This window comes from Clostridium sp. UBA7791, assembly GCF_002480755.1.
In the GTDB taxonomy this organism is placed as follows: domain Bacteria; phylum Bacillota; class Clostridia; order Clostridiales; family Clostridiaceae; genus Clostridium_J; species Clostridium_J sulfidigenes.
In genome coordinates this window covers 188,346-208,619 of sequence record NZ_DLCT01000011.1, presented here as the reverse complement: position 1 = coordinate 208,619, position 20,274 = coordinate 188,346, and the positions used below count along the sequence as shown (strand labels likewise).

General features: G+C 29.4%; 16 protein-coding genes. 3 read left to right on the top strand and 13 right to left on the bottom strand.

Annotation, left to right across the window (positions count from 1 at the left end):
* Positions 1-76: 76 nt before the first annotated feature.
* From B3Z56_RS14790 to B3Z56_RS14745, 10 genes are all read right to left on the bottom strand, one after another.
* Complete coding sequence (locus tag B3Z56_RS14790) at positions 77-1,855, bottom strand: heme NO-binding domain-containing protein (RefSeq protein ID WP_346848793.1); 1,779 nt, start codon at positions 1,853-1,855, stop codon at positions 77-79.
* Positions 1,856-1,889: 34 nt separating this feature from the next.
* Positions 1,890-3,401 carry a HAMP domain-containing sensor histidine kinase gene (locus B3Z56_RS14785; RefSeq protein WP_346848792.1) on the bottom strand — a complete coding sequence of 504 codons (1,512 nt, stop codon included), beginning with the start codon at positions 3,399-3,401 and terminating at the stop codon, positions 1,890-1,892.
* Position 3,402: 1 nt separating this feature from the next.
* Positions 3,403-4,080: a response regulator transcription factor gene (locus tag B3Z56_RS14780; protein ID WP_346879111.1), complete on the bottom strand. Its 678-nt coding sequence runs from the start codon at positions 4,078-4,080 to the stop codon at positions 3,403-3,405.
* Positions 4,081-4,242: 162 nt separating this feature from the next.
* On the bottom strand, positions 4,243-5,607 hold the full coding sequence (locus tag B3Z56_RS14775; protein ID WP_346876335.1) for a peptidoglycan-binding protein: 1,365 nt from the start codon (positions 5,605-5,607) through the stop codon (positions 4,243-4,245).
* A 93-nt stretch (positions 5,608-5,700) separates the two neighbouring features.
* Positions 5,701-7,416, bottom strand: coding sequence for a S8 family peptidase (locus tag B3Z56_RS14770; protein WP_346879110.1), 1,716 nt, complete (start codon positions 7,414-7,416; stop codon positions 5,701-5,703).
* 65 nt (positions 7,417-7,481) lie between these two features.
* A complete protein-coding gene (locus B3Z56_RS14765; RefSeq protein ID WP_346848788.1) occupies positions 7,482-8,174 on the bottom strand; it encodes a helix-turn-helix domain-containing protein in 693 nt (230 codons plus the stop codon).
* 83 nt (positions 8,175-8,257) lie between these two features.
* A complete protein-coding gene (locus B3Z56_RS14760; RefSeq protein ID WP_035134810.1) occupies positions 8,258-8,629 on the bottom strand; it encodes a DUF3783 domain-containing protein in 372 nt (123 codons plus the stop codon).
* Between the two features lie 15 nt (positions 8,630-8,644).
* A complete protein-coding gene (locus tag B3Z56_RS14755) occupies positions 8,645-9,160 on the bottom strand; it encodes a peptidylprolyl isomerase (RefSeq protein ID WP_346848787.1) in 516 nt (171 codons plus the stop codon).
* 80 nt (positions 9,161-9,240) lie between these two features.
* Positions 9,241-10,029 (bottom strand): glutamate racemase, encoded by a 789-nt coding sequence (gene murI / locus B3Z56_RS14750; protein ID WP_346848786.1) that lies wholly within the window; start codon positions 10,027-10,029, stop codon positions 9,241-9,243.
* A gap of 193 nt (positions 10,030-10,222) precedes the next feature.
* On the bottom strand, positions 10,223-10,756 hold the full coding sequence (locus B3Z56_RS14745; RefSeq protein ID WP_346848785.1) for a hypothetical protein: 534 nt from the start codon (positions 10,754-10,756) through the stop codon (positions 10,223-10,225).
* 181 nt (positions 10,757-10,937) lie between these two features.
* Between B3Z56_RS14745 and B3Z56_RS14740 the strand changes: the two genes are divergently transcribed.
* On the top strand, positions 10,938-11,300 hold the full coding sequence (locus B3Z56_RS14740) for a hypothetical protein (protein ID WP_346879109.1): 363 nt from the start codon (positions 10,938-10,940) through the stop codon (positions 11,298-11,300).
* Positions 11,301-11,406: 106 nt separating this feature from the next.
* On the opposite strand, the gene lexA is transcribed toward B3Z56_RS14740, so the two are convergent.
* Positions 11,407-12,909: a transcriptional repressor LexA gene (gene lexA / locus B3Z56_RS14735; protein ID WP_346879108.1), complete on the bottom strand. Its 1,503-nt coding sequence runs from the start codon at positions 12,907-12,909 to the stop codon at positions 11,407-11,409.
* Positions 12,910-13,106: 197 nt separating this feature from the next.
* Between lexA and B3Z56_RS14730 the strand changes: the two genes are divergently transcribed.
* Complete coding sequence (locus B3Z56_RS14730; RefSeq protein ID WP_346879131.1) at positions 13,107-14,675, top strand: MutS-related protein; 1,569 nt, start codon at positions 13,107-13,109, stop codon at positions 14,673-14,675.
* 96 nt (positions 14,676-14,771) lie between these two features.
* On the opposite strand, the gene B3Z56_RS14725 is transcribed toward B3Z56_RS14730, so the two are convergent.
* Entirely contained in the window at positions 14,772-15,872 is a 1,101-nt protein-coding gene (locus tag B3Z56_RS14725) for an ion channel (protein ID WP_346848782.1), read from the bottom strand.
* A 243-nt stretch (positions 15,873-16,115) separates the two neighbouring features.
* Here B3Z56_RS14725 and B3Z56_RS14720 point away from each other — a divergent pair, with 243 nt between their 5' ends.
* Positions 16,116-18,143, top strand: coding sequence for a HAMP domain-containing sensor histidine kinase (locus B3Z56_RS14720; RefSeq protein ID WP_346848781.1), 2,028 nt, complete (start codon positions 16,116-16,118; stop codon positions 18,141-18,143).
* 81 nt (positions 18,144-18,224) lie between these two features.
* On the opposite strand, the gene B3Z56_RS14715 is transcribed toward B3Z56_RS14720, so the two are convergent.
* The gene (locus B3Z56_RS14715; RefSeq protein ID WP_346879107.1) at positions 18,225-20,273 is read right to left on the bottom strand and encodes a family 10 glycosylhydrolase; all 2,049 of its coding nucleotides are present in this window, start codon (positions 20,271-20,273) and stop codon (positions 18,225-18,227) included.
* Position 20,274: the final 1 nt, after the last annotated feature.

Sequence of the window (20,274 nt, the reverse complement as noted above, 5' to 3'; positions counted from 1 at the left end):
AATAAAACTAAACAAATAAAAAGCATTCTTAGGTAAAATCTCATGAACTTTACCTTAAGAATGCTTTTAACATTAATTATACATCTAGTGTACTTCTAAAATATTCTGTAATTCTTTGAACCTCACCTATAGCTTCTGTAAGTTTAATCATTTCATCAGTATAGGTATTTACACTGGCACTAACTTCTTGAGATGATGCAGAATTTTCTTCTGCAATAGCTGCTAATGATTCCACATTGTCATACATTCCTTCTATAGCTTTAACTTCTCTACCTAAATCATTGATTGTAGTAATCATTGATTCTGATACTTTATCAACAGCAGTAGTCGTACCCGCACTTATATCTCTAATTCTTTCTAATCCATCAGTTTGTTTTTCAAGGGCTACATACTGTTCATCTATGCTATCTACAGTATATTTAATATCCTCTGCAAATTCTTTAAGATTTAAATTAATTTCTTCAACAGCATCTTTAGTTTGTTCTGCAAGCTTTCTTACCTCTTCTGCAACAACAGCAAAACCTCTACCATGTTCTCCAGCTCTAGCTGCTTCTATAGAAGCATTTAATGCTAAAAGATTTGTCATGTCGGAAATTTGAGCTACTATTGATACTATATTAGTAATATCACTAGCTTTATTGTTTAACTTTATTCCAGTTTCTTTTACTTCTTGGAACTTGTCTAATGTTTTTTGAATATTATTACTTACAGTCTTTATCTCATCAAACCCAGCAGTAATTTTCGTTATAGTATCTTCCATAGCTAATTTATTTTCATTTTCACTGTTTACTAAGTTATTTAAAGCTCTAATATTATCATTCAATCCTGATGCTACTCTTTCTGTATTGTTGGCTTGGTCCACACTAGTTTCTGACATTTGTTCTACTACTGTAGATATTTCTTTAGATGAGCCTTCCATTACATTTGAAATAGCTTTAACCTTATTAAGATATTCTACCATCTCACTAACATTAGCATCAAACTCTGTCATATCCATTGAAGATATATTAGTTCCTGATTTTATAACTTCATATAATCCTTCAAGCTCATCCTTGGTGCTAATAACATCATATGACCTTTCCTTATCTTCTTTTAATCCAGCGATAGCTTTAACAGGTCTTAATAATAAATATGTACCTATAAAGGTTACTACTGTAGCTACAGCTGTAATTTCTAAAGCTGGAACTATACTTTTAATTCCAAGTATTAATGTTGATCCAATAAGAGTTAATATAAAAGTAAATATGGATGCCTTAACTGATAATGATTTTACAAATCCAAGTGATAAGATTTTATTAAATCCATAACTTTTTTTGCTATTTATTTCTTTTTCAAAAGTCACTTCCACTTTCATCACATCTCCAGACTTTTCTAAAATTTCATACTCTAATTGTTCATTAAAATATTCAAAAGTTCCTTCAAGCATACCTAAGAAATAATCAAACATCTTTCTTTTAGATGAATAAGTCATCACCGCTTTTCTTTTAGATGTCTGAACAATATCTACTGCTGGAGGCTTAGCGCCTGAAATTTTCTTAGTTATTGCTATATGTATATCATTTAGTGATTTTAAAAATTCATATGCACTTCTCTTTTTAAAGTATACTGGATATACATTAACAAAGGATTGTATATTGTCTTTTCCTATATCATTCCATAATTTCTCTTTAGTTAAACCTCTAGCTTCTGATAGCTTTGAAATAAACTTAGCTATTACTTTGTCGTCTACTTCTTCTAGTGGAGAAAATATCTTATTTGTCTCCCATCCAGCATGGTTCATAGCTTCATTTACTTGTGAATCATTATAAAGTTTTCTACAAGTATTTAGCCATATTGATACAACTGTGCCCTTCATAATTAATACCCCTCTTTTCTATGGCTATAGTATATTAGCACTGATTTGGCAATTCAAAATAGAATCTTACACCTCTTTTGGTATTTTCAACTCCACATTTACCTTGGTGCAAATCTACTATATTTTTAACAATTGATAGTCCAAGTCCTGTACCACTATCTTTCCTATTTCTTGACTTATCTATCTTATAAAATTTATCCCATATCTTATCAATTTCTTCCTTATTAATAAGCTCACCTGTATTTTCAAAAGATAACTTAGTCATATTCCCCCGTGGGTACATTTTAACAAATATACTTCCCTCACAGGGAGTATGCCTTATTGCATTCGTAAGAAAATTGGTTATTACTTGTTCTATCTTAAATGCATCCCCATAAATTTGTTTCTCATATAGATTCAAATCTATTTTTACATTCTTATTATCGATACTATGATGTAATTTCTTTACAACATTTTTCACTAAATTATCAATAAAAAATAATTCTTTATTAAGGATTACCTTTCCACTTTCCAAAGATGATATTTGAAGCATATCTCTAACTAAATTACTCATCTTATCAGATTCTTCTATAATTACATTTAATGATGAATTCATATTGTCTTCTAAAAATACGCCATCCTTAATACCTTCTGCATATCCTTTTATTAAAGTAATAGGGGTTTTTAATTCATGAGATACATCTGCTATAAATTCTTTTCTCATAATCTCAATTTCTCTTTCTCTGTGGATATCATTTTGTAGTTTTCTATTAACTTCTTTTAATGAATTTAAAGAATTATCCAAGTTTTGTCCTAAAAAATTTAATGTTTCCCCAAGGTTTCCAATTTCATCTTCATATACCATAGTGCATCTCTGACTAAAATCCAAATTACTCATTCTTACAGCCACTTTATTTATTTCTCTTAATGGCTTTGTAATAAACTTCGAATAAATTAATGCTAATATAACTATTACTACTATAGCCCCTAAGTAAAAATACTTATAAAATATCCCTATAACCCCCATGGCTTCTTTTACATATTGTAAAGATGTAAATCCTACTATTATATTATTCTCATGTAGAAGTGCAGAAGCTAAATATTTAGTGTTCTCGCTGTTCTTAAATGAAATAGTTACCTGTTTTTTATTAATCATCTCGTTTAATAGTTCCGGATCTGTCTTTATAGTTTTAATAACATAATTAAAAATTTCTGTATTTTTACTATCTATAGTTTCTGAGTCAGTTTTAAAGGTCACTATAATATTATTTTCTGTGTTTACCACTCCTATAGATGTGTTATAATTATTCTCAAACTTCTTAATACTCTCTATTATTTCCCTTTCATCCTTTGGATTACTTAGAGTATCCCTAAACTTTATCACATTGCTTTTAATATCATTTTCCTTTTTATCATTATATATCTTTTCAAACAATATTCTCTGACTTAAAAGAGTAATAGTCAAAAATGCTATAAACACCACAGTAGTTACAACAAACATTTTCAATGTAATGCTTCTTTCTATATTTCCCTTTATCTTTTTATAATAGTTAATTATTTTATTCATACTAAACCTCTATCTTATAGCCAAAGCCTCTTACTGTTACTATCACTTTATTCATGTGCTTTAGCTTCTCTCTAAGTCTCTTAATCGTAGTATCAACCACACGTATATCTCCTTCAAAATCATAACCCCATATTTTTGTAAGAATTTGCTCTCTAGTAAGAACTATATTTTTGTTTTTCAGGAAATATATAAGCAAAGAAAATTCTGTTGGTGAAAGATTAATTTCTTCATCACTTACCATAACTCTATGACCTTCTTCATCTATATAAAGATTGCCTATCACAATTCCCGTACTTTTATCTATACTACTTCCATAGCTCCTCTTTATTAATGCTTTAATTTTAGCTACTAAAACCTTTGGACTAAAGGGCTTTGTTTCATAATTATCTGCACCAAATCCCAATGCTAAAAGCTTATCTTCTTCCTCTTCCTTTGCACTAAGCATTATTACTGGTATATTCCATCTATTTCTTATAACCTTTAATGTCTCAAATCCATCCAAAACAGGCATCATTATATCTAGTACCACTAAATTTACTGATTCATTCTCTATAATCTCAATAGCTTCTTTACCATTAGAGCTATGTAATGTTTTAAATCCTTCCTTTTTTAAGTAAGCTTCCAAAAGGTTTCTAATATTTTCTTCATCATCAACTAATAATACCTTTATATTATCCATATCCGTAACTCCTTGTATTTTTCTTCTTATCAATAATTATACCTCATTTTATACTCTATAATTATTTACTTGAATATTTTATTAAAATATTTTCTGCATGTTGTTTTTATACGCAAAAATGAACTCCGAGATAACTTCGAAGTTCATTAATAGATTATATACTCAATTTTTAGGATATTTAATTCTAGGTAAATCCGGTGCATCTTTATATGGCCAATGTGGAACAAAGTATGAATATTCAATTTCTTCCTCATGAACACTTCTTAATTCTGCGATTTTAGTTACTCCTGTATATATAGCCGAAATCTTATACCATGTAGCATAATCTACTTCACCTGTCTGCGGAAGACCAAATACCTGTTGAAATACTTTTACTTGATTGGCAGTTGTAGAACCATACTTTCCATCAATAGCCACTTTAGGTATTAGAGGATAATTTTGTGCTATTCTATTTAAAAAGGTTTGAGTGGTTCTAACTGGCTCTCCACTGGCTCCCTGTCGTAAAGTAAAACCTGGATATGACCTTGGACTTCCAGAAACCTTTTCAGCTCTTTCAAGAACTATATCACTTCCATAGAAATTTCTTAATATATCATATGGAATCCATCCTTGAGCCCCTAAATCCTTACTGCCCCATTGAGTAAGCCATCCTGGGCACTGAACATTTCTACCATCACAGTATTGTGTAAGTAAAGGTTGTTTAGCTCCAGACCTCTTTACATAGGTAGCAAATAAATCATCTACTATCCTACTTATGTTATCAAATATGTTTCTTCCGTAAACAAAAGCTTGATCATAGGCTGTAGAATTTGTTACGTCAAAATTAAACCCCTTACTTCTATACCATTCTGTGTATATTCTATTTAAAGTAAATGAAATGATACAGTATACATTAGCTCTTATAGTTGCCTCTGGCCAAGTTGCATAAATTTCACAGCTTGCTACATTTTTTATATAGTCTGTATATGGAACAGTATAATTTGGTGCTGCTGTATTAGTTGGTGCCCCTGCATGTACGATTATAAACTCTGGTACAACTGGCTCTGGCAAAACTACAAAACCACTTGGTGGAGGTGGCAAAGCTTTATTAGGGTCCTCAGGTATCTTAGGTGGAAAATCACCAAATTGAACATTAGGTGGAATCTCTATAACCCTGACTACCTGTACATCTTCATCCTCTGTGATCTCTCTATTAAGACTTGTTGGAATCAGATTACATATCTGTAACGCTGTTTGTCGCGGCAACACTTGGCATCCTCTTATATTTATTTCATCAAAGCCTTCTGCCGTTACATCTATATCATAAAGGGCATAAGGTATAAGGGTATTATCTGGATTTAATGACCTTTCTATTTCTGGAGTTTCTAATTCTATAGTCTCCGTTTGTCCCTCTGGATTAGTAGTTAGGGTAGTAACTTGCTCTCTAGTTTCTCCATCTGTTCTTGATACCGTAATATTGGCATTACTTATTGGTATAGCTGTATTTACTCTATACACTTGAACCTGCAACCTACCTATGTCTGCCATAAATTTCTCCTTAAAATAATACTTCAATATATATATTATGATGACTATCATAGAAAAGTTACATATTCTTTATAGTAAAATTGTAATTTATTCCTACCTTGAAGCTACTTCATTATTCCATACCCTAAGAGCTCCTGCAAGACATAAAGTACCATATCCCCAACTATTATTAGGATACTGTACATCTACTCTACTTCTATTGGCTCCTTTTAATAAAAAGTATTTTACTCTTTCTCCATACAAATAAGGATCATTTCCTTCTATAATTCCAAATTCCATTAAAAGTCCACATGCCCCTGCCACCTGAGGTGTAGCCATTGATGTTCCTGACCGTGGCTCAAATCCACCTCCCGGAGTAGATGATTCTATATTTTCTCCAGGTGCCACTAAATCAGGTTTTACAGGGTTTAATTCAGCATTTCCTCTTCCAGAGAATGGTGATATAGTAGAGTTTATAAAATTATAACTACCAACGGTTATTACATCTGGTACAGTTCCCGGTATACCTAATGTATTAGCAGTACTAGGTCCTAAGAACCTTGTAGCAATATTTAATCCTTCTGCAATAGGTAACCACATATCATAGCTTCCTAGAACATTTTCATTAGTAGTCATGTTCATAGTCCATATTCCACTAGCTATGGTTTCTTCTCCTACCCCTGAAAGTACAATTATTATTTCGCCATCTATACTAAAAGGTGTTGGCCCTGTATTGAATACAAAATACTCAGTATTACCTATTCTTCCTTGATTTAATGCATTAGTTAATCTTAATTCACCACTACTAGTTCCACTTGGTGATATAAGATTTAAGTTAATATCCTTTAAAAATGATTTAAATAATTGTATTATTAATATTCTCTCATCTATTCCAACATTAAATCGTATTTCTTGTTCTCCAACCAGTTCGCCACCAACATGGTGTGCTCTATCCCCTTCATTTCCTGCTGCTACAACTATGTTAACTCTTTGCACTGTAGAAACTATACCTATATATTGCTCTAACAAACTATTTCCAGTATGTGCTCCATCATTCGTGCTAAAACTTATGTTTATAACCAGGGGCTTATTTAATTCATAAGCTTTATCAATTAAGAATTTAATCCCTCTCATTAACTGGGTACTTTTTGCTCCCTGTCCTCCTATCTCTCTTGTCATTTTAACCATGGCTATAGAACTTCTAGGAGCTACCCCATAAAATCTCCTTGGTATATTCCCTCCAGCACATGCTATACCAGCCACATGAGTACCATGACCTGCTCTATCAACGTGAGGTACTAATGAGTATGGGTCTGGACTTCTTAAAGCTGCATTTATCTCTTCTCTTGTATAAATCCTTCTATTTTCATATAAATCATAAATAAAATCAATCCTTGTATCTCCATTGTCAAGTCTAAATGATTGATTTACATAATCTATTCCAGAATCTATGAATCCTATAAGTACCCCTTCTCCCTCTAATCCATAGTTAGTATTTACTTCTGTTATACATGAAGCTCTATTACTAGGTTCAAAGGATAAATATAAATTTTTAGGTAACTCTATATAGTTGATTTCTCTTATTCCTACTAGCTTTTCAACATCGCCTCTTGGTATAGTTATAATTCCATAACCGAAATCTAAATCTTCAAAGGTACCTCCAATAGCATTTATTTTCTCTTCCATTACCTCTGGAGTCCCACTATAAAGTATAATTAATTCAATGTTAGTTTCTTCAACATCTCCAATTCCATATCCATATATAATCTCATTTCTTATACTCTCTGGTACATTTATAAGTAAATTTAATAATCCATCAGCCTTTTGCACACCCATACCTCCAAATTCTTATATAGTTATAGTATGAATGTATATTAAAAATGTTATTAAATAGATTATAGTTGAACTTCTAATCTATTTAACTTTGCAATAACCTTTACCTCTTTAGGATGAGCTGTTTCTGTACGAACCATATTTTTATTACTTATTATTAAAACTTTATTACTATCTAGCTTCTTTAACTGTCTTATCACTCTTTCTCCATTTACATCCATGAGATATATCTTATTATTTTCTATTTCAGAAGTTAGGTTAGCAAATGCTAAATCTCCTTGACAAATTCTAAATCCTAATAAATCATCGTTTTCAATTTTAATATATAGCACCTTATCCTGAGCATATCCTTCTATTTTATTTGATATAACAGGTAACTCTTTTTTTCCTATAGGCTTGTTTAAATCATAGCTATAAATTCCTACAGACTTAAGAACAGAACTAAATGCATCATTCCATACTTCATTTATAGTTTCTTTTACTTTATTACCCTTCGCTACATTATGTGTCTTTAAATTACTTTCTGAAGATTTTCTTTCTTCATAAGCTATATTATCAAACAGCGTAGTCATTTCTGCAAGATCTCCACCTAAAACCTTACCTACTCTTTCTATAAACTTTTCTTCTACAACTTTTCTTCCATTCTCAACATCATTTATATAGTTTTCTGATACTCCAAGCTTCTTAGCAAGTTGCTTTTGAGTCATTCCCTTAGCATTTCTTCCTTGTTTAATTCTTTCTCCAACAGTACTCATTCTTAATTATCCTCCCTGTATCTCCTTAATCTAAATAGAAATCCTCTAGTCCTAGAGGATTTCTAAATTATTAGACTTAAAAATTATTTTTGATAATATTGTCTCTCTTTTACTAAATGATCTATCAATTCATGAAGAGTCATTTTAACAGAATTGGGTGTAGTAGACGCTAATATTGGTTTTGCACCTAAAACTTCTCTAACCTTTTTAACAGCTTGTTGAAGATAAACACCTAAAAATCCATTAAATATAATAACTTTTTCTTCAGGTAGTTTAGTATCACTATCTGATAAGCTCTCTTCTTTTAATATATGCTCTAAAGTATATTCTCCCATATTTTCATTTATTGATACACATGGTTTTATACATATATCTTTGAATTTTATATTTAGTTTATCTATCTCTTCATCATTAAGCCCATAAGCTATGATTAATCTATCTTTAAGTATATTCATATTAAATACCTTCCATTATAATTTTTCTGGTTCTCCGTAGTTTACATCAAAAGTTTCTACAGTTACAGATTTTATAACTTGATCTTCATATGGTCTATCTCTTCTATCTGTTTGAGAGCTTACTATTTCATCTGCTACATCTTGACCGTCTATTAATTTACCAAAGGCAGCATAGCTTCCATCTAGGTGTGGTGCATCTGCAACCATTATAAAAAATTGAGAACCCGCTGAATCTGGATGTTGAGCTCTAGCCATTGATAAAACACCCTTAGTATGTTTTAAATCATTTTTAAATCCATTTCCACTAAATTCTCCTTTAATTGAATATCCTGGTCCGCCCATTCCTGATTTTTCTGGACAACCGCCCTGAATCATAAAACCTGGTATTACTCTATGGAAAATTAATTCATCATAAAATCCCTTATAAGCTAAGTCTATGAAGTTTTTTACTGTATTGGGAGCTATTTCAGGATATAATTCCGCCTTCATTATTTTTCCGTTTTCCATTTCAAAAGTTACTATTGGATTCATACATCTTCCTCTTTTCTTTCTTTATATTATTTATTCTTTAATTATTTTTATGTAATTTATTATACTGATGATAAACAGAGTTATTTGCTGTTTTTATCTGCATCAAGCAACTTATATGACAATTCTATTAAATTTTTATCATCTTTAGAATTATATATTTTAACAGTACCTTGTTCATTATTAGTATTTAATAAACCTTTTTGATCTAACTTACGCTTCAATTGTTTTACTGTTCCTAAACTACCATCTATAATAGCAACATCATCATTTATAACATTCACTAATGCTTCTTTAATAAATGGATAATGAGTACATCCAAGAACCACAGAGGACACTCTCTCTTTAGGTACATCTTTAAACCTATTTCTTAAATACCCCTCTACAACTTCACCCTTAATATTTCCACCTTCAATAATTTCCACCAGACCATCACATGGCATTGAAATAATGTCAGAAGCCTTATTATATCTTTCTCTTAGTTTACTAAATTTATTCTCAGATAAAGTCATTGGTGTAGCCATTATTACTATTATTCCGTTACCATAATTCTCTACTGCCGGCTTTAAAGCTGGCTCTATTCCAATTATGGGGATTTCTTTATAAATCCTTCTTAATTCATCGATTGCAATACTAGTAGCAGTATTACATGCCACTACTATAGCTTTCACATTCATAGAAATAAGCTTATCTACCATATTAAAGGTTAACTTTCTAACTTCCTCTGGAGTTTTCACTCCATAGGGTGCATTTAAAGAATCTCCTATATATATGTAGTTTTCTTTAGGTAGTAGCTTCACTGCTTCCTTTAGGACACTAATACCTCCAACCCCTGAATCAAAAAATCCTATACTAAAATTAGTTTTGTCCATACTTCATTACACCACACTACTTAGTTTTTAGATATTTCTTCATATATCCTATAACTATAATACTACAGCTAAAAGATTATTAAAAGTATGAGACATGCATTATGTAAAAATATAGTTAAAAAAGAGCATTGTTTATGACTAATTTAGGTCATCTTACAATACCCTTTCTTTAATTAATTTTACAGTATCCTCACTATTGTATTACTTCCTTAATCTTTTCTTTAATATACTCTATTATTTCTATATCTCCAATAGTTGCTTTACCATCCATTAAATCAATCTTTATTCTAAAGAAATTTATAACTAACTTATTTCCTGAGATTATATATTCATCAGAATGTAATGGTGAGAAAATAACTTCTACTTCATCATAATTATGTTTATTTTCTACCTTCTGAAATTCACTTGCTAATGAATCTAAATTTAATACTTTTAGTGGTGCTGCCATTGCATGTGTAAATTCTAAGTCTTCCATCATCCACATATTGTTATTCCAGAACTTCTTTTCTTTTTTAGTCCCATCAAAAGGCTCTCTATTTTTTATAGCGCTTAAAGCACGTCTTACAGATTCTCCATTAAATTCATCATCATAAGCAACAGTTAATCCTGGCATTTTTGCTACATCATAGAAAAATGATTCTGCAATGTTATCCTTTTCAGATGCTGCTTGCCAATAATAAAGCATTGCTTCTACTGCTTCTAAATTTAATCTCACTCTACTTAACATAAAATCTCTCCCTCTCATAATCAGATTAAACCAAACTTCACAGATAATTATACACCATGGCTTAGTAAGTTTCTACGGTTTACATTTTTCTTATTTGCATTACCTAAATGGCTTTTTAATCATATATTATATTAAACTCTTATAATTCAATAAGAATTCATTTTCAAGCGAGGTGAATTTCATGAAAAATGCATCAGTAAAAATCACTTTAAAGCTATTTATCTGTGGTGTGTTGTGGAGTATTCTAACTTTAGCTATATCAGGGATATTTACACCACTAACTAACTTTTTTTTAAAAGATATTATATTTGTAGAAGGCTTAATCATGTTATTAATGTCTATTACATCAGCTATAAACAGTAAATCTTTAGGTATGTCCTATTATATTTTAAATGAAATATATTCTAAATATATGGACAATAAAGCTTTTACAAAAGATAACATTTTTAATACCCTTAATAATATAAATTTCCATCTTTTCTTAAATTGGATTTCTATAGCTATAGGTGGCTTTATAAACATTCTGTTGATCTTTATTTTATAAGTATTATTGAGACTATAAAATAAAAAGGTAGAGTAAACTTAAATAAATTATTTACTCTACCTGTATTTATAAAAAATTTGTTACTATTTTAAGACTTACATAGGTGTTAGCTAGTAGACTTAATTAACCCTACAGCCTTCCCAATAATATAAGCATTATCCTCTTTAATCTCTATAGGATAGTATTTATCATTTTCTGGCATTAATACTGCCTTATTTCCTTTTAACCATAGCCTCTTAAGGGTAGCTTCTCCATCTATACTTACAGCAACTATCTCATTATGATTTGCCATAGTTTGCTTATTTATAACTATATAATCTCCATCTTCAATATTAGCATTAATCATACTATCCCCTTTAACCTTTAATATAAAAGGTTGTTGTACACCTTTAAGCCAATATATAGGAACATTAAATTGACCTTCTATTTCATCATTAATAGAAATAGGTTGCCCCGCAGCAATCTCATTGTACACTGGAACTTTATTTATTTCCTTATCTCCGATTATCTCACTAGTAGTGTTATGGTTTAAAATAACTTCATTATAACTACTAGTATCTATGGCAAAATCATGAGATATATTATGTTTTAAATCTACATATTTATAGGTTTCAATATATTCATTGTTTTTAACCATTTTATCTTCCTTCAACTCTTTATTAATTTGTTCTTCGATAGTTTGTTCTATAACTTTTTTAGTCACTTTTTTCTTTGATACTTTACTGCAATTAATAATCTTATATTTATTACTATCAAAAATAGTAACATCCTTATTTCGTTTAAAGTATTGGAGCCAAGGTTTTGGTGTGTCAATAGGATTAATATTTTTCACCAAAATAAAGTTACTATAAGTAAAATCTTTTAAAAGTCCACGAATAAATTTTACTTCTTCAATGGTTAACTGTTCTACATTATCTATTATTATATGTGCATACTTTAAATCTTTAAGCTTATCTATATTATCATAAACAATTTTAAACTCATCTATATAATCAATTAGTCCATTTTCATCCATGTAGTTACAATACCATAAATATAATTTATAAATAGCTTCTCTACTATTAGAATTCTTCCGTAATGAAAACCCTCTTTTTTTCCTATTTAAATTTTGATATTCTTCAACGGAGCTTATATTCAAATGTTTTATATAGAAAATTTCATCGAATAAAAAATCTATATTTTTTGTTAATATAACTTTATTTATTCTTCTTTCCTTCTGTCGCAATTCTCCAATTCCTTCTAAAATGAAAGCCTTTGTCACATCCTTATTGCAAAACCTTTTACCTTTCAACGGGTTGCTTGATGTTATATACTGGAAACATTTATTTATTAATTGTTTTTTACTGCAGATCTCAACATTATTATTTAAATATGTAAAGAACGTATTATTTCTATTTACATCTAGTTTTGCCTCTTCTAAAGTATCCCCTAAAACCTCATTAGATATAAACAATATATTTTCATTTTCTCTAATGCAATAATTATCTTGTAAAAATATAGCTCTTGATAAAGCTGCTCTAGTTTTCCCTATACCTTCTTTGCCATTGATTATAAAAAATCTATTCTTCTTATCCTCTTTGAATTTACTTAAAGCCTGTTTAATATCCATAAAGTCACCTCCATTCACTGTCTATTCCACTAAAATATATAATTAATATATCTTCTTTTACTACATTTATAATATACCTCATATTATATCATAAACTCTCATATTCTTCCTAAAAAAATAGTAGGTCATCCCTACTTGTTAGACTAAAATGTAATAATGAGTTATAATGTTAAATAATAACATGTATTGGAAGTGATATATTGTCTAAAATCAAACTTAACTATATTAAAGAAGACTCTAAACGAGATAATGAAAGGGTACGTAACTTCAAGTCTATTAGACGGTTATTTGATATCAGACCTAAAACTGAATATTTTCTAGATGAACAAAGTTTCAATGATTTAGATATGAATAGAGTTTATGAAAATTTCGATAGAACCTATAGTAGTGCAGGAGAATCTGCTTTATATTCTATGATAAGGAATATTATTATAGATGAAAAAGAACTTAACAGAAGAAATAATATAATTAGCTTCTTTAAGGATAATGAAGATAAAAAATGCCAGGTTCAAATGCATTTTTTTAATATGGGATTCGATAATAAAGACTGTTTTATAGAAATGCTAGAAACATATCTTAAAGTTAATAAGAGTAAATATTACCTATATACTTTCTTAGGTAAATTTCTTCCTATATTAATAATACTTATATCTATAATGACCAAAAATCCTAAGTATATGTTTGGTTTTGCTATAATTTTATGGGTTAATGCATTTATAAATATGGCTGAAGCTAAAAATATTAAAGATAAAGGATTATTATACCTACGAAAAATAATTGTTGCTGCAAAAAAGTTGAAAAATCTTAATATTTCCGAACTTAAGGACTATAAATTGCAAATAACCAATATCCTAAACAATATAAAATCTATAGATAGGGGAACTAGACTTGTTGGATTTACCACCATGTTTGAAGGTTTCTTTGAGTTCATCTCTGTACCACTTTTATTAGAAGAAGCCGCTTACTATAAACTTAGTAGTGAACTTAAGGAGAAAAAGAATTACCTCTTAGACTTGTATTACATAATTGGAGAAATTGAAGCTTTAGCATCTGTAGCAAGCTACCAAAGTGGACTTGATACACCATATACTAAACCAAAATTTTATCAGGAACTAAAGTTAAATATTTCTGAAGGAATTCATCCCCTTGTTAAGAATCCTGTTGCAAATTCCATTAATATTAATAAACATGGTATCATTCTTACTGGTACAAATATGTCTGGAAAATCAACTTTCTTAAGGATGCTAGGAATTAACATAGTATTTGCACAAAGTTTCAATTTTGTACTAGCTGAAAATTACGAAGCTAGCTTTTTCAATGTTGTATCTTCAATTAGTCCAAGCGATGATGTAAATGCAGGAAAAAGTTATTACATGGCAGAGGCTGAATCCATCCTTAGAATTATAAAAGCTACTGAAAAGCCTCTTCCTATTTTCTGTGCCATAGATGAAATTTTTAGAGGTACAAACCCTGTAGAAAGAATTGCTTCTTCCGCTGAAATTCTAAAATATATTAACTCTAAAAAAGCAATTTCTATAGTTGCTACCCATGATAGGGAACTAGCTGATATTCTTAAAGATTACTATGATTTCTTTTATTTCAGTGAAGATGTAAATAATAGCGAAGGACTTTCCTTTGACTACAAACTGAAACAAGGAGTATCTCAAACAAAAAATGCAATAAAACTTTTAAAATATATTGGATATCCAGATGAAATTATAGAAAATTCCTTTGAAAGAGCAAAACATATAGAAGGTTTTATATAACAATAAAACATGGGAGGACGCTAAAAAGTGACCTCCCATAAAATTTACCTTACTTTATATTTTATGTATATGCTTATTTAATAATTGTAAATCTGCTTATCTTGTCATCTTTCTAACTAAAGTAGATGTCAAAATTCCTATCATTATAATTCCTATAAGTATTTCTACGCTGCTTAGTATAACCCCCATTATATTATATGGCAATAAATCACCATATCCTACTGTAGAAAATGTAACTAAACTAAAGTGAATACAATAAATTATATTTTTAAATAGCATTTTAACAGAAAAATCACCTGCTAATCCACTAATTCCAATTACTCCGCTGGAGCAGTTTATACCAGTAATCATGTATAATAAAGCAAATATCAAAATTATAATTAAAGATAACATAAAGCTTCTATAAGGCTTTTCGCCATAACCACATACTATATTGGCTACAGAAGAATAAAATTTCTTTCTACCTTTAAGCGTCCTATGAAAAGCTAACTTACTTTGATAAAAACACCTACCATATCTTCCGCCTACATGATTTCTTAAATATTGTTCACCAAAATCCATGTAACTAAAACTAATGTTTAGATAATTACAATTACATATGCAATTACTTGATTCTTTATTATTTCTACAGGTATTATTTTTTTTCATATCCTTATAGTTGAATTTTCCTATATAAGAACCATAATTAAGCTTAGTATAAGATTTCTCATTAATAAACTTTATATCCATGGTTCCTTCCATATCTTTTATTATGCAGTCCATTAAATTACAATTATCTATAAATCTAACCTCATCATAACTATTTCTTACAAAATTACAACCTTTCATAAAGCTATTTTTAAAATCAACCTTATATAATGAACATTCCTTTATATATAAAGATGAAAAATTACAATTATTAATATATATTTTGTCTAAAATACAATTATTAAACTCCAAAAAATTTCTTAAATTTATCTTTCCTCTAATAAATCTACAATTTATGAACTTACAATTAATAAATATAACATTTGAAAAGAAATTATTTTCAAAATTCATATTTTTAAATTCACAATTACTATAACTTACATCCTCTAACTTAATATTAATATAATCTAATTTCGTATTCCCATTAAGTTTTAAATTTTCATAATTAAATTTTAAGATTTTATCGTAATCAACGTATTTACTACATTTCACAGTATAATAACTACTCATATATACTCCCACCACAATTTTAATAGTATTATTTTATGGAAATGTATTTATTATATTCTCTAAGATAATAATAAATGTATTAATAATTAATACAATGTTAAAAATATTCTATTATCTATCTAATTTTCATGATATAATTATTCTGTCGATATATATACTTTCTTGGGATACTTGCTCAAATACTTTATTCCAAGTCAATTAAATATATTTTAAAATCAAGTATAGATATGTTAGGTGATTTGTATGAATGATAAATATGTACTCTCCTGCCAAAGAAATAAATTTATATATGTGTTAGTGAATTTAGCTTTAGGCATAGTTATGTCCTTTAACTCTATCACAGTTTTTGCTACGCCATCAAGTGATACTGATCAATCCCTTTTAAAGTATAAAGAGGTATTAATTTTATCTTCTCAAAGTGAAAATGAACTCTGGGAATCTTATCTCCTCGATAATCTCAAAACTTCACTAACTTCAAGCGACTTAAATATTCATACACGAACAGAATTCCTATCTATAACAAATGATGACAAATCCTATTTAGATAAGCAAGCTGACCTTTGGTCATTAAAATATGAAAATACTAAATTTGATTTAATTGTTACTCTTGATGATGAATCTTTAAATTTTGTAGGAAATTATTACAATACTCCCATGTTTAAAAATGTACCTGTGGTATATGGCGGTATTAATGATGTTAGCAAGCTGTCTTCCTATCCATTTAATAATTTTACTGGAGTAATGGAACCAGTTAATGTCCGTACCCTAGTTGATTTGATTTTACATACAAATCCAAATACTTCTGAAATAAATATTTTATTGGATAATACTATAGAATCTAAGTATATAGAAAACCAAGTAAGAGATACTATTCCCTATTATACTAATGTGTTAAGATTTAATTTTATAAAAAGCGATTATATTGATGATTTATGCTATAAATTATCTCAATACCCTAGCAATACACCTTCAATAATTGTTGGTAATTTCAAAGATACTTCCAACATTATAATTTCACCTAAGAACACAACACATATTATAAAAAACTATTCTAATGGTCAATTATATACTTTTAAGGAAACTTATGTTGGAAATGGAGCTATCGGTGGACATATATTATATGCAAAAAATCACAGCAAAATCATTTATGAAACTGCTATTCGTGTACTAAATGGTACAAAACCAAATGATATCCCAAGTATATACGATCCTGGTAGTACCTTGTTATTTGATGCATCAGAAGTAACAACAAATAATATATCTCGTTCTTCTCTTCCCGAGAATGTTGTATTTATAAATGATAGTTGGATAAATAAAGGCGTATCTCTAGGTATAGTATTTCTTTTACTTCTAATTTTGCTAGTATGCATGATAATGTTAGCTATTCAAACAATCCAAAAAACAAATAATGCAAAAAATATGATTGCTGCAAAAAAAAGATATGATGAACTTCTGATAAGTGATAAAATTAAAACTGAATTTTTAGCTAACTTTTCTCATGAAATACGTACTTTGCTTAATGTTATACTATCTGGGTTACAACTTTTAGATATATATAAAGATAACGGCAAACTTACTTTTGCTAATAAAGATGATGAAGTTAAACTAATATATATACGTCAAAATGGATTTCGACTACTTAAGCTTATAAATAATCTAATTGATATGACAAAAATTGATTCTGGGTTTTATCATGTAGAATTTGAAGTTAAGAATATAGTAGAAGTAGTAGAAGATATCACTATGTCTGTACTTGAATATGCATCTGCTAGAGGAATTTCCATAGTATTTGATACTAACGAAGAAGAGGTTTATATGCCACTAGATTCTGAAAAACTAGATAGAATTATATTAAATCTTCTTTCAAATGCTATTAAATTTACCCCTAAAGGAGGATGTATATACGTAACTTTAAAATGTTTAAAACACTCCATATCTGTTTCAGTAAAGGATACTGGAATTGGAATTCCTAAAGATAAGCAAAGAAGCATCTTTGAAAGATTTACTCAAGTTAAAAATGAAAAATCTAAAAGTGAAGAGGGTAGTGGTATAGGTCTCTCTTTGGTAAAATCTCTAGTAGAACTTTTAGATGGTTCCATTATCCTTAAAAGTGAACCAAACAAAGGTTGTGAATTTATATTTACTCTTCCTATAAAGGAAGTTGATAGGGCCGCTTTAGATGTGGAAAATCATATATCACAAAATATTACTAATAATAGCGAGAAACTCATGGTAGAATTTTCTGACATAGACTCTAACATAAACATATAATAATATCATAGATTAAAAAACTCAGTTAACGTAATTATCATTACATTAACTGAGTTTATTTAATTTCAATAATATTTCAAATTACCTTACTCTATTTATAACATCTTGCACTGCAGAAGGATTTATGCCTCCTCCTATCTCGTATACTAAGGATGCTTGTTTTGTACTTAAAACCTGTTTTTGATTGTTACTTAGTTCAGTGTCTACAAGCACTATGGGTGTCTTTAATTTTGCCGCTAATGGACCTGATGTTAATGCATCTGCTAATACGTCTCCCTTAGTAACACTAATCCCAGATTGAACTGAGTTAGTATAAAACTTTTTAATCACAGCTGCATTTGTATCATATCTATTAATACCTGCAACTCTATTTCCACTTACATTTGAAGATGTTATGGAATTCACCTTAGATATTACAGAATCACCTATAATCACTGTACCACCTATAAAATATGCATTTTGAAGTTTCTCTCCTTTTAACCATTCAAAAGAAGAATCTTTTAAAGAATTGGTTTCTGATAAAATTATTGGTTGTCTCTCTTCTCCAGCCTTTGCTGATATAGATAGGGCATCTGCTTCTCCATATCCATAACATATATAAGCTTTATTTGTATCAATTATAGTATCTAATCTTTTTGCTACTAAAAGAGATGTGTCATATCTAGTTGAACCACCTAATCTTTCAACTGTTATGCTAGATTTTATACTTTTGATTTCATTAATTAGCTTATCATAAAGTACTCCTTTTCCACCAATTAGAATTACTTTGGATGGATTTAATCTCTTTAATTCAGTTTTTGTACTTTCAGGTAAAGTGTCCGCACTTGATAAAAGTATTGGAGCTCCATAAGCCGATGCTAATGGAGTTGCTACAAGACCATCAGCATTTGCATAACCATTTACTAATAGCACAGTATTTGCGCTACTCCAACCTTCTTTACTTACCTTTACTGATGTTTCATATCTATTTAAACCCTTAAGTTGTTTATGTGTAACTTTATTTAACTGTTTTAATTTTGATTGAAGTGTACTATTTTCAGATATAAATTTTGCTCTAAAATATATATTTCCATCTACTTCTGAATTAGCTCTACTATAATTTACTTGTTTTTCTATTTGATTAGCTACCTCAGTTTTAGAAACATCATGTCCAATATAAAGTTTAACATTAGTTCCTTTAACTTGCTTTGCCCACCAATCTACAAGGGTTCCATAAGGAGCTGCACTATTTTCAAAAGCCCAATATATTTGTGGATTTATATAGTCAACCCATCCATTCTTTATCCATGCTACAGAATCACAATATATATCATAGTAGCTTTGTCCACCATTTGTAGCTGAACCAGCCGGATCACTAGATGCATTTTTCCATATTCCTCTTGGACTTACTCCAAAGGATACTGATGAGTTTATACTATTAATTTTAGTATATACCTTCTGAATTAATGTATTGACATTAGCACGTCTCCAGTCATCTTTATTAATTCCATTACCATACTTACTGTAGCTAGTATCATCATTAAAAGATTTACTTGGATAGAAGTAATCATCAAAATGGATTCCATCTACCTTGTAATTTTTCACTACTTCAGCTACAGTTTCTACTAAATAATTTACCACCTGTGGATTGCCTGGATCATAATATAATGCATTGTTATAAGCTATAGCCCAGCTAGGGTTCTTCCTAGCCATATTATTTGATGCTAATGCATTTACGTCTGTACCAGAAGTCGTTATTCTATAGGGATTAAACCAAGCATGAAACTCCATTCCTCTTTTATGAGTTTCTTCAATCATAAATGCTAATGGGTCATATCCTGGATTCTTGCCTTGAGTTCCAGTAAGTATGTCAGACCAAGGATTAAGACTAGAATTATACAAAGCATCTCCCTTAGGTCTTACTTGTACTATAACACTATTTAATCCTGTTGCTTGTAGCTTGTCCAATAGTGTTATAAACTCTTGTTTTTGTTGAGCCTGATTATTTCTAGAACCAACAGTTGGCCAATCAAGGTTCCAAACAGTGCTAATCCATGCGCCTCTCATCTCTTTAGTATCTGCAAAAGCAGTTGTGTTCATAACAGCAAATACTAAAAACATGCCTAGTAAACCAGTTAATATCTTTTTCATA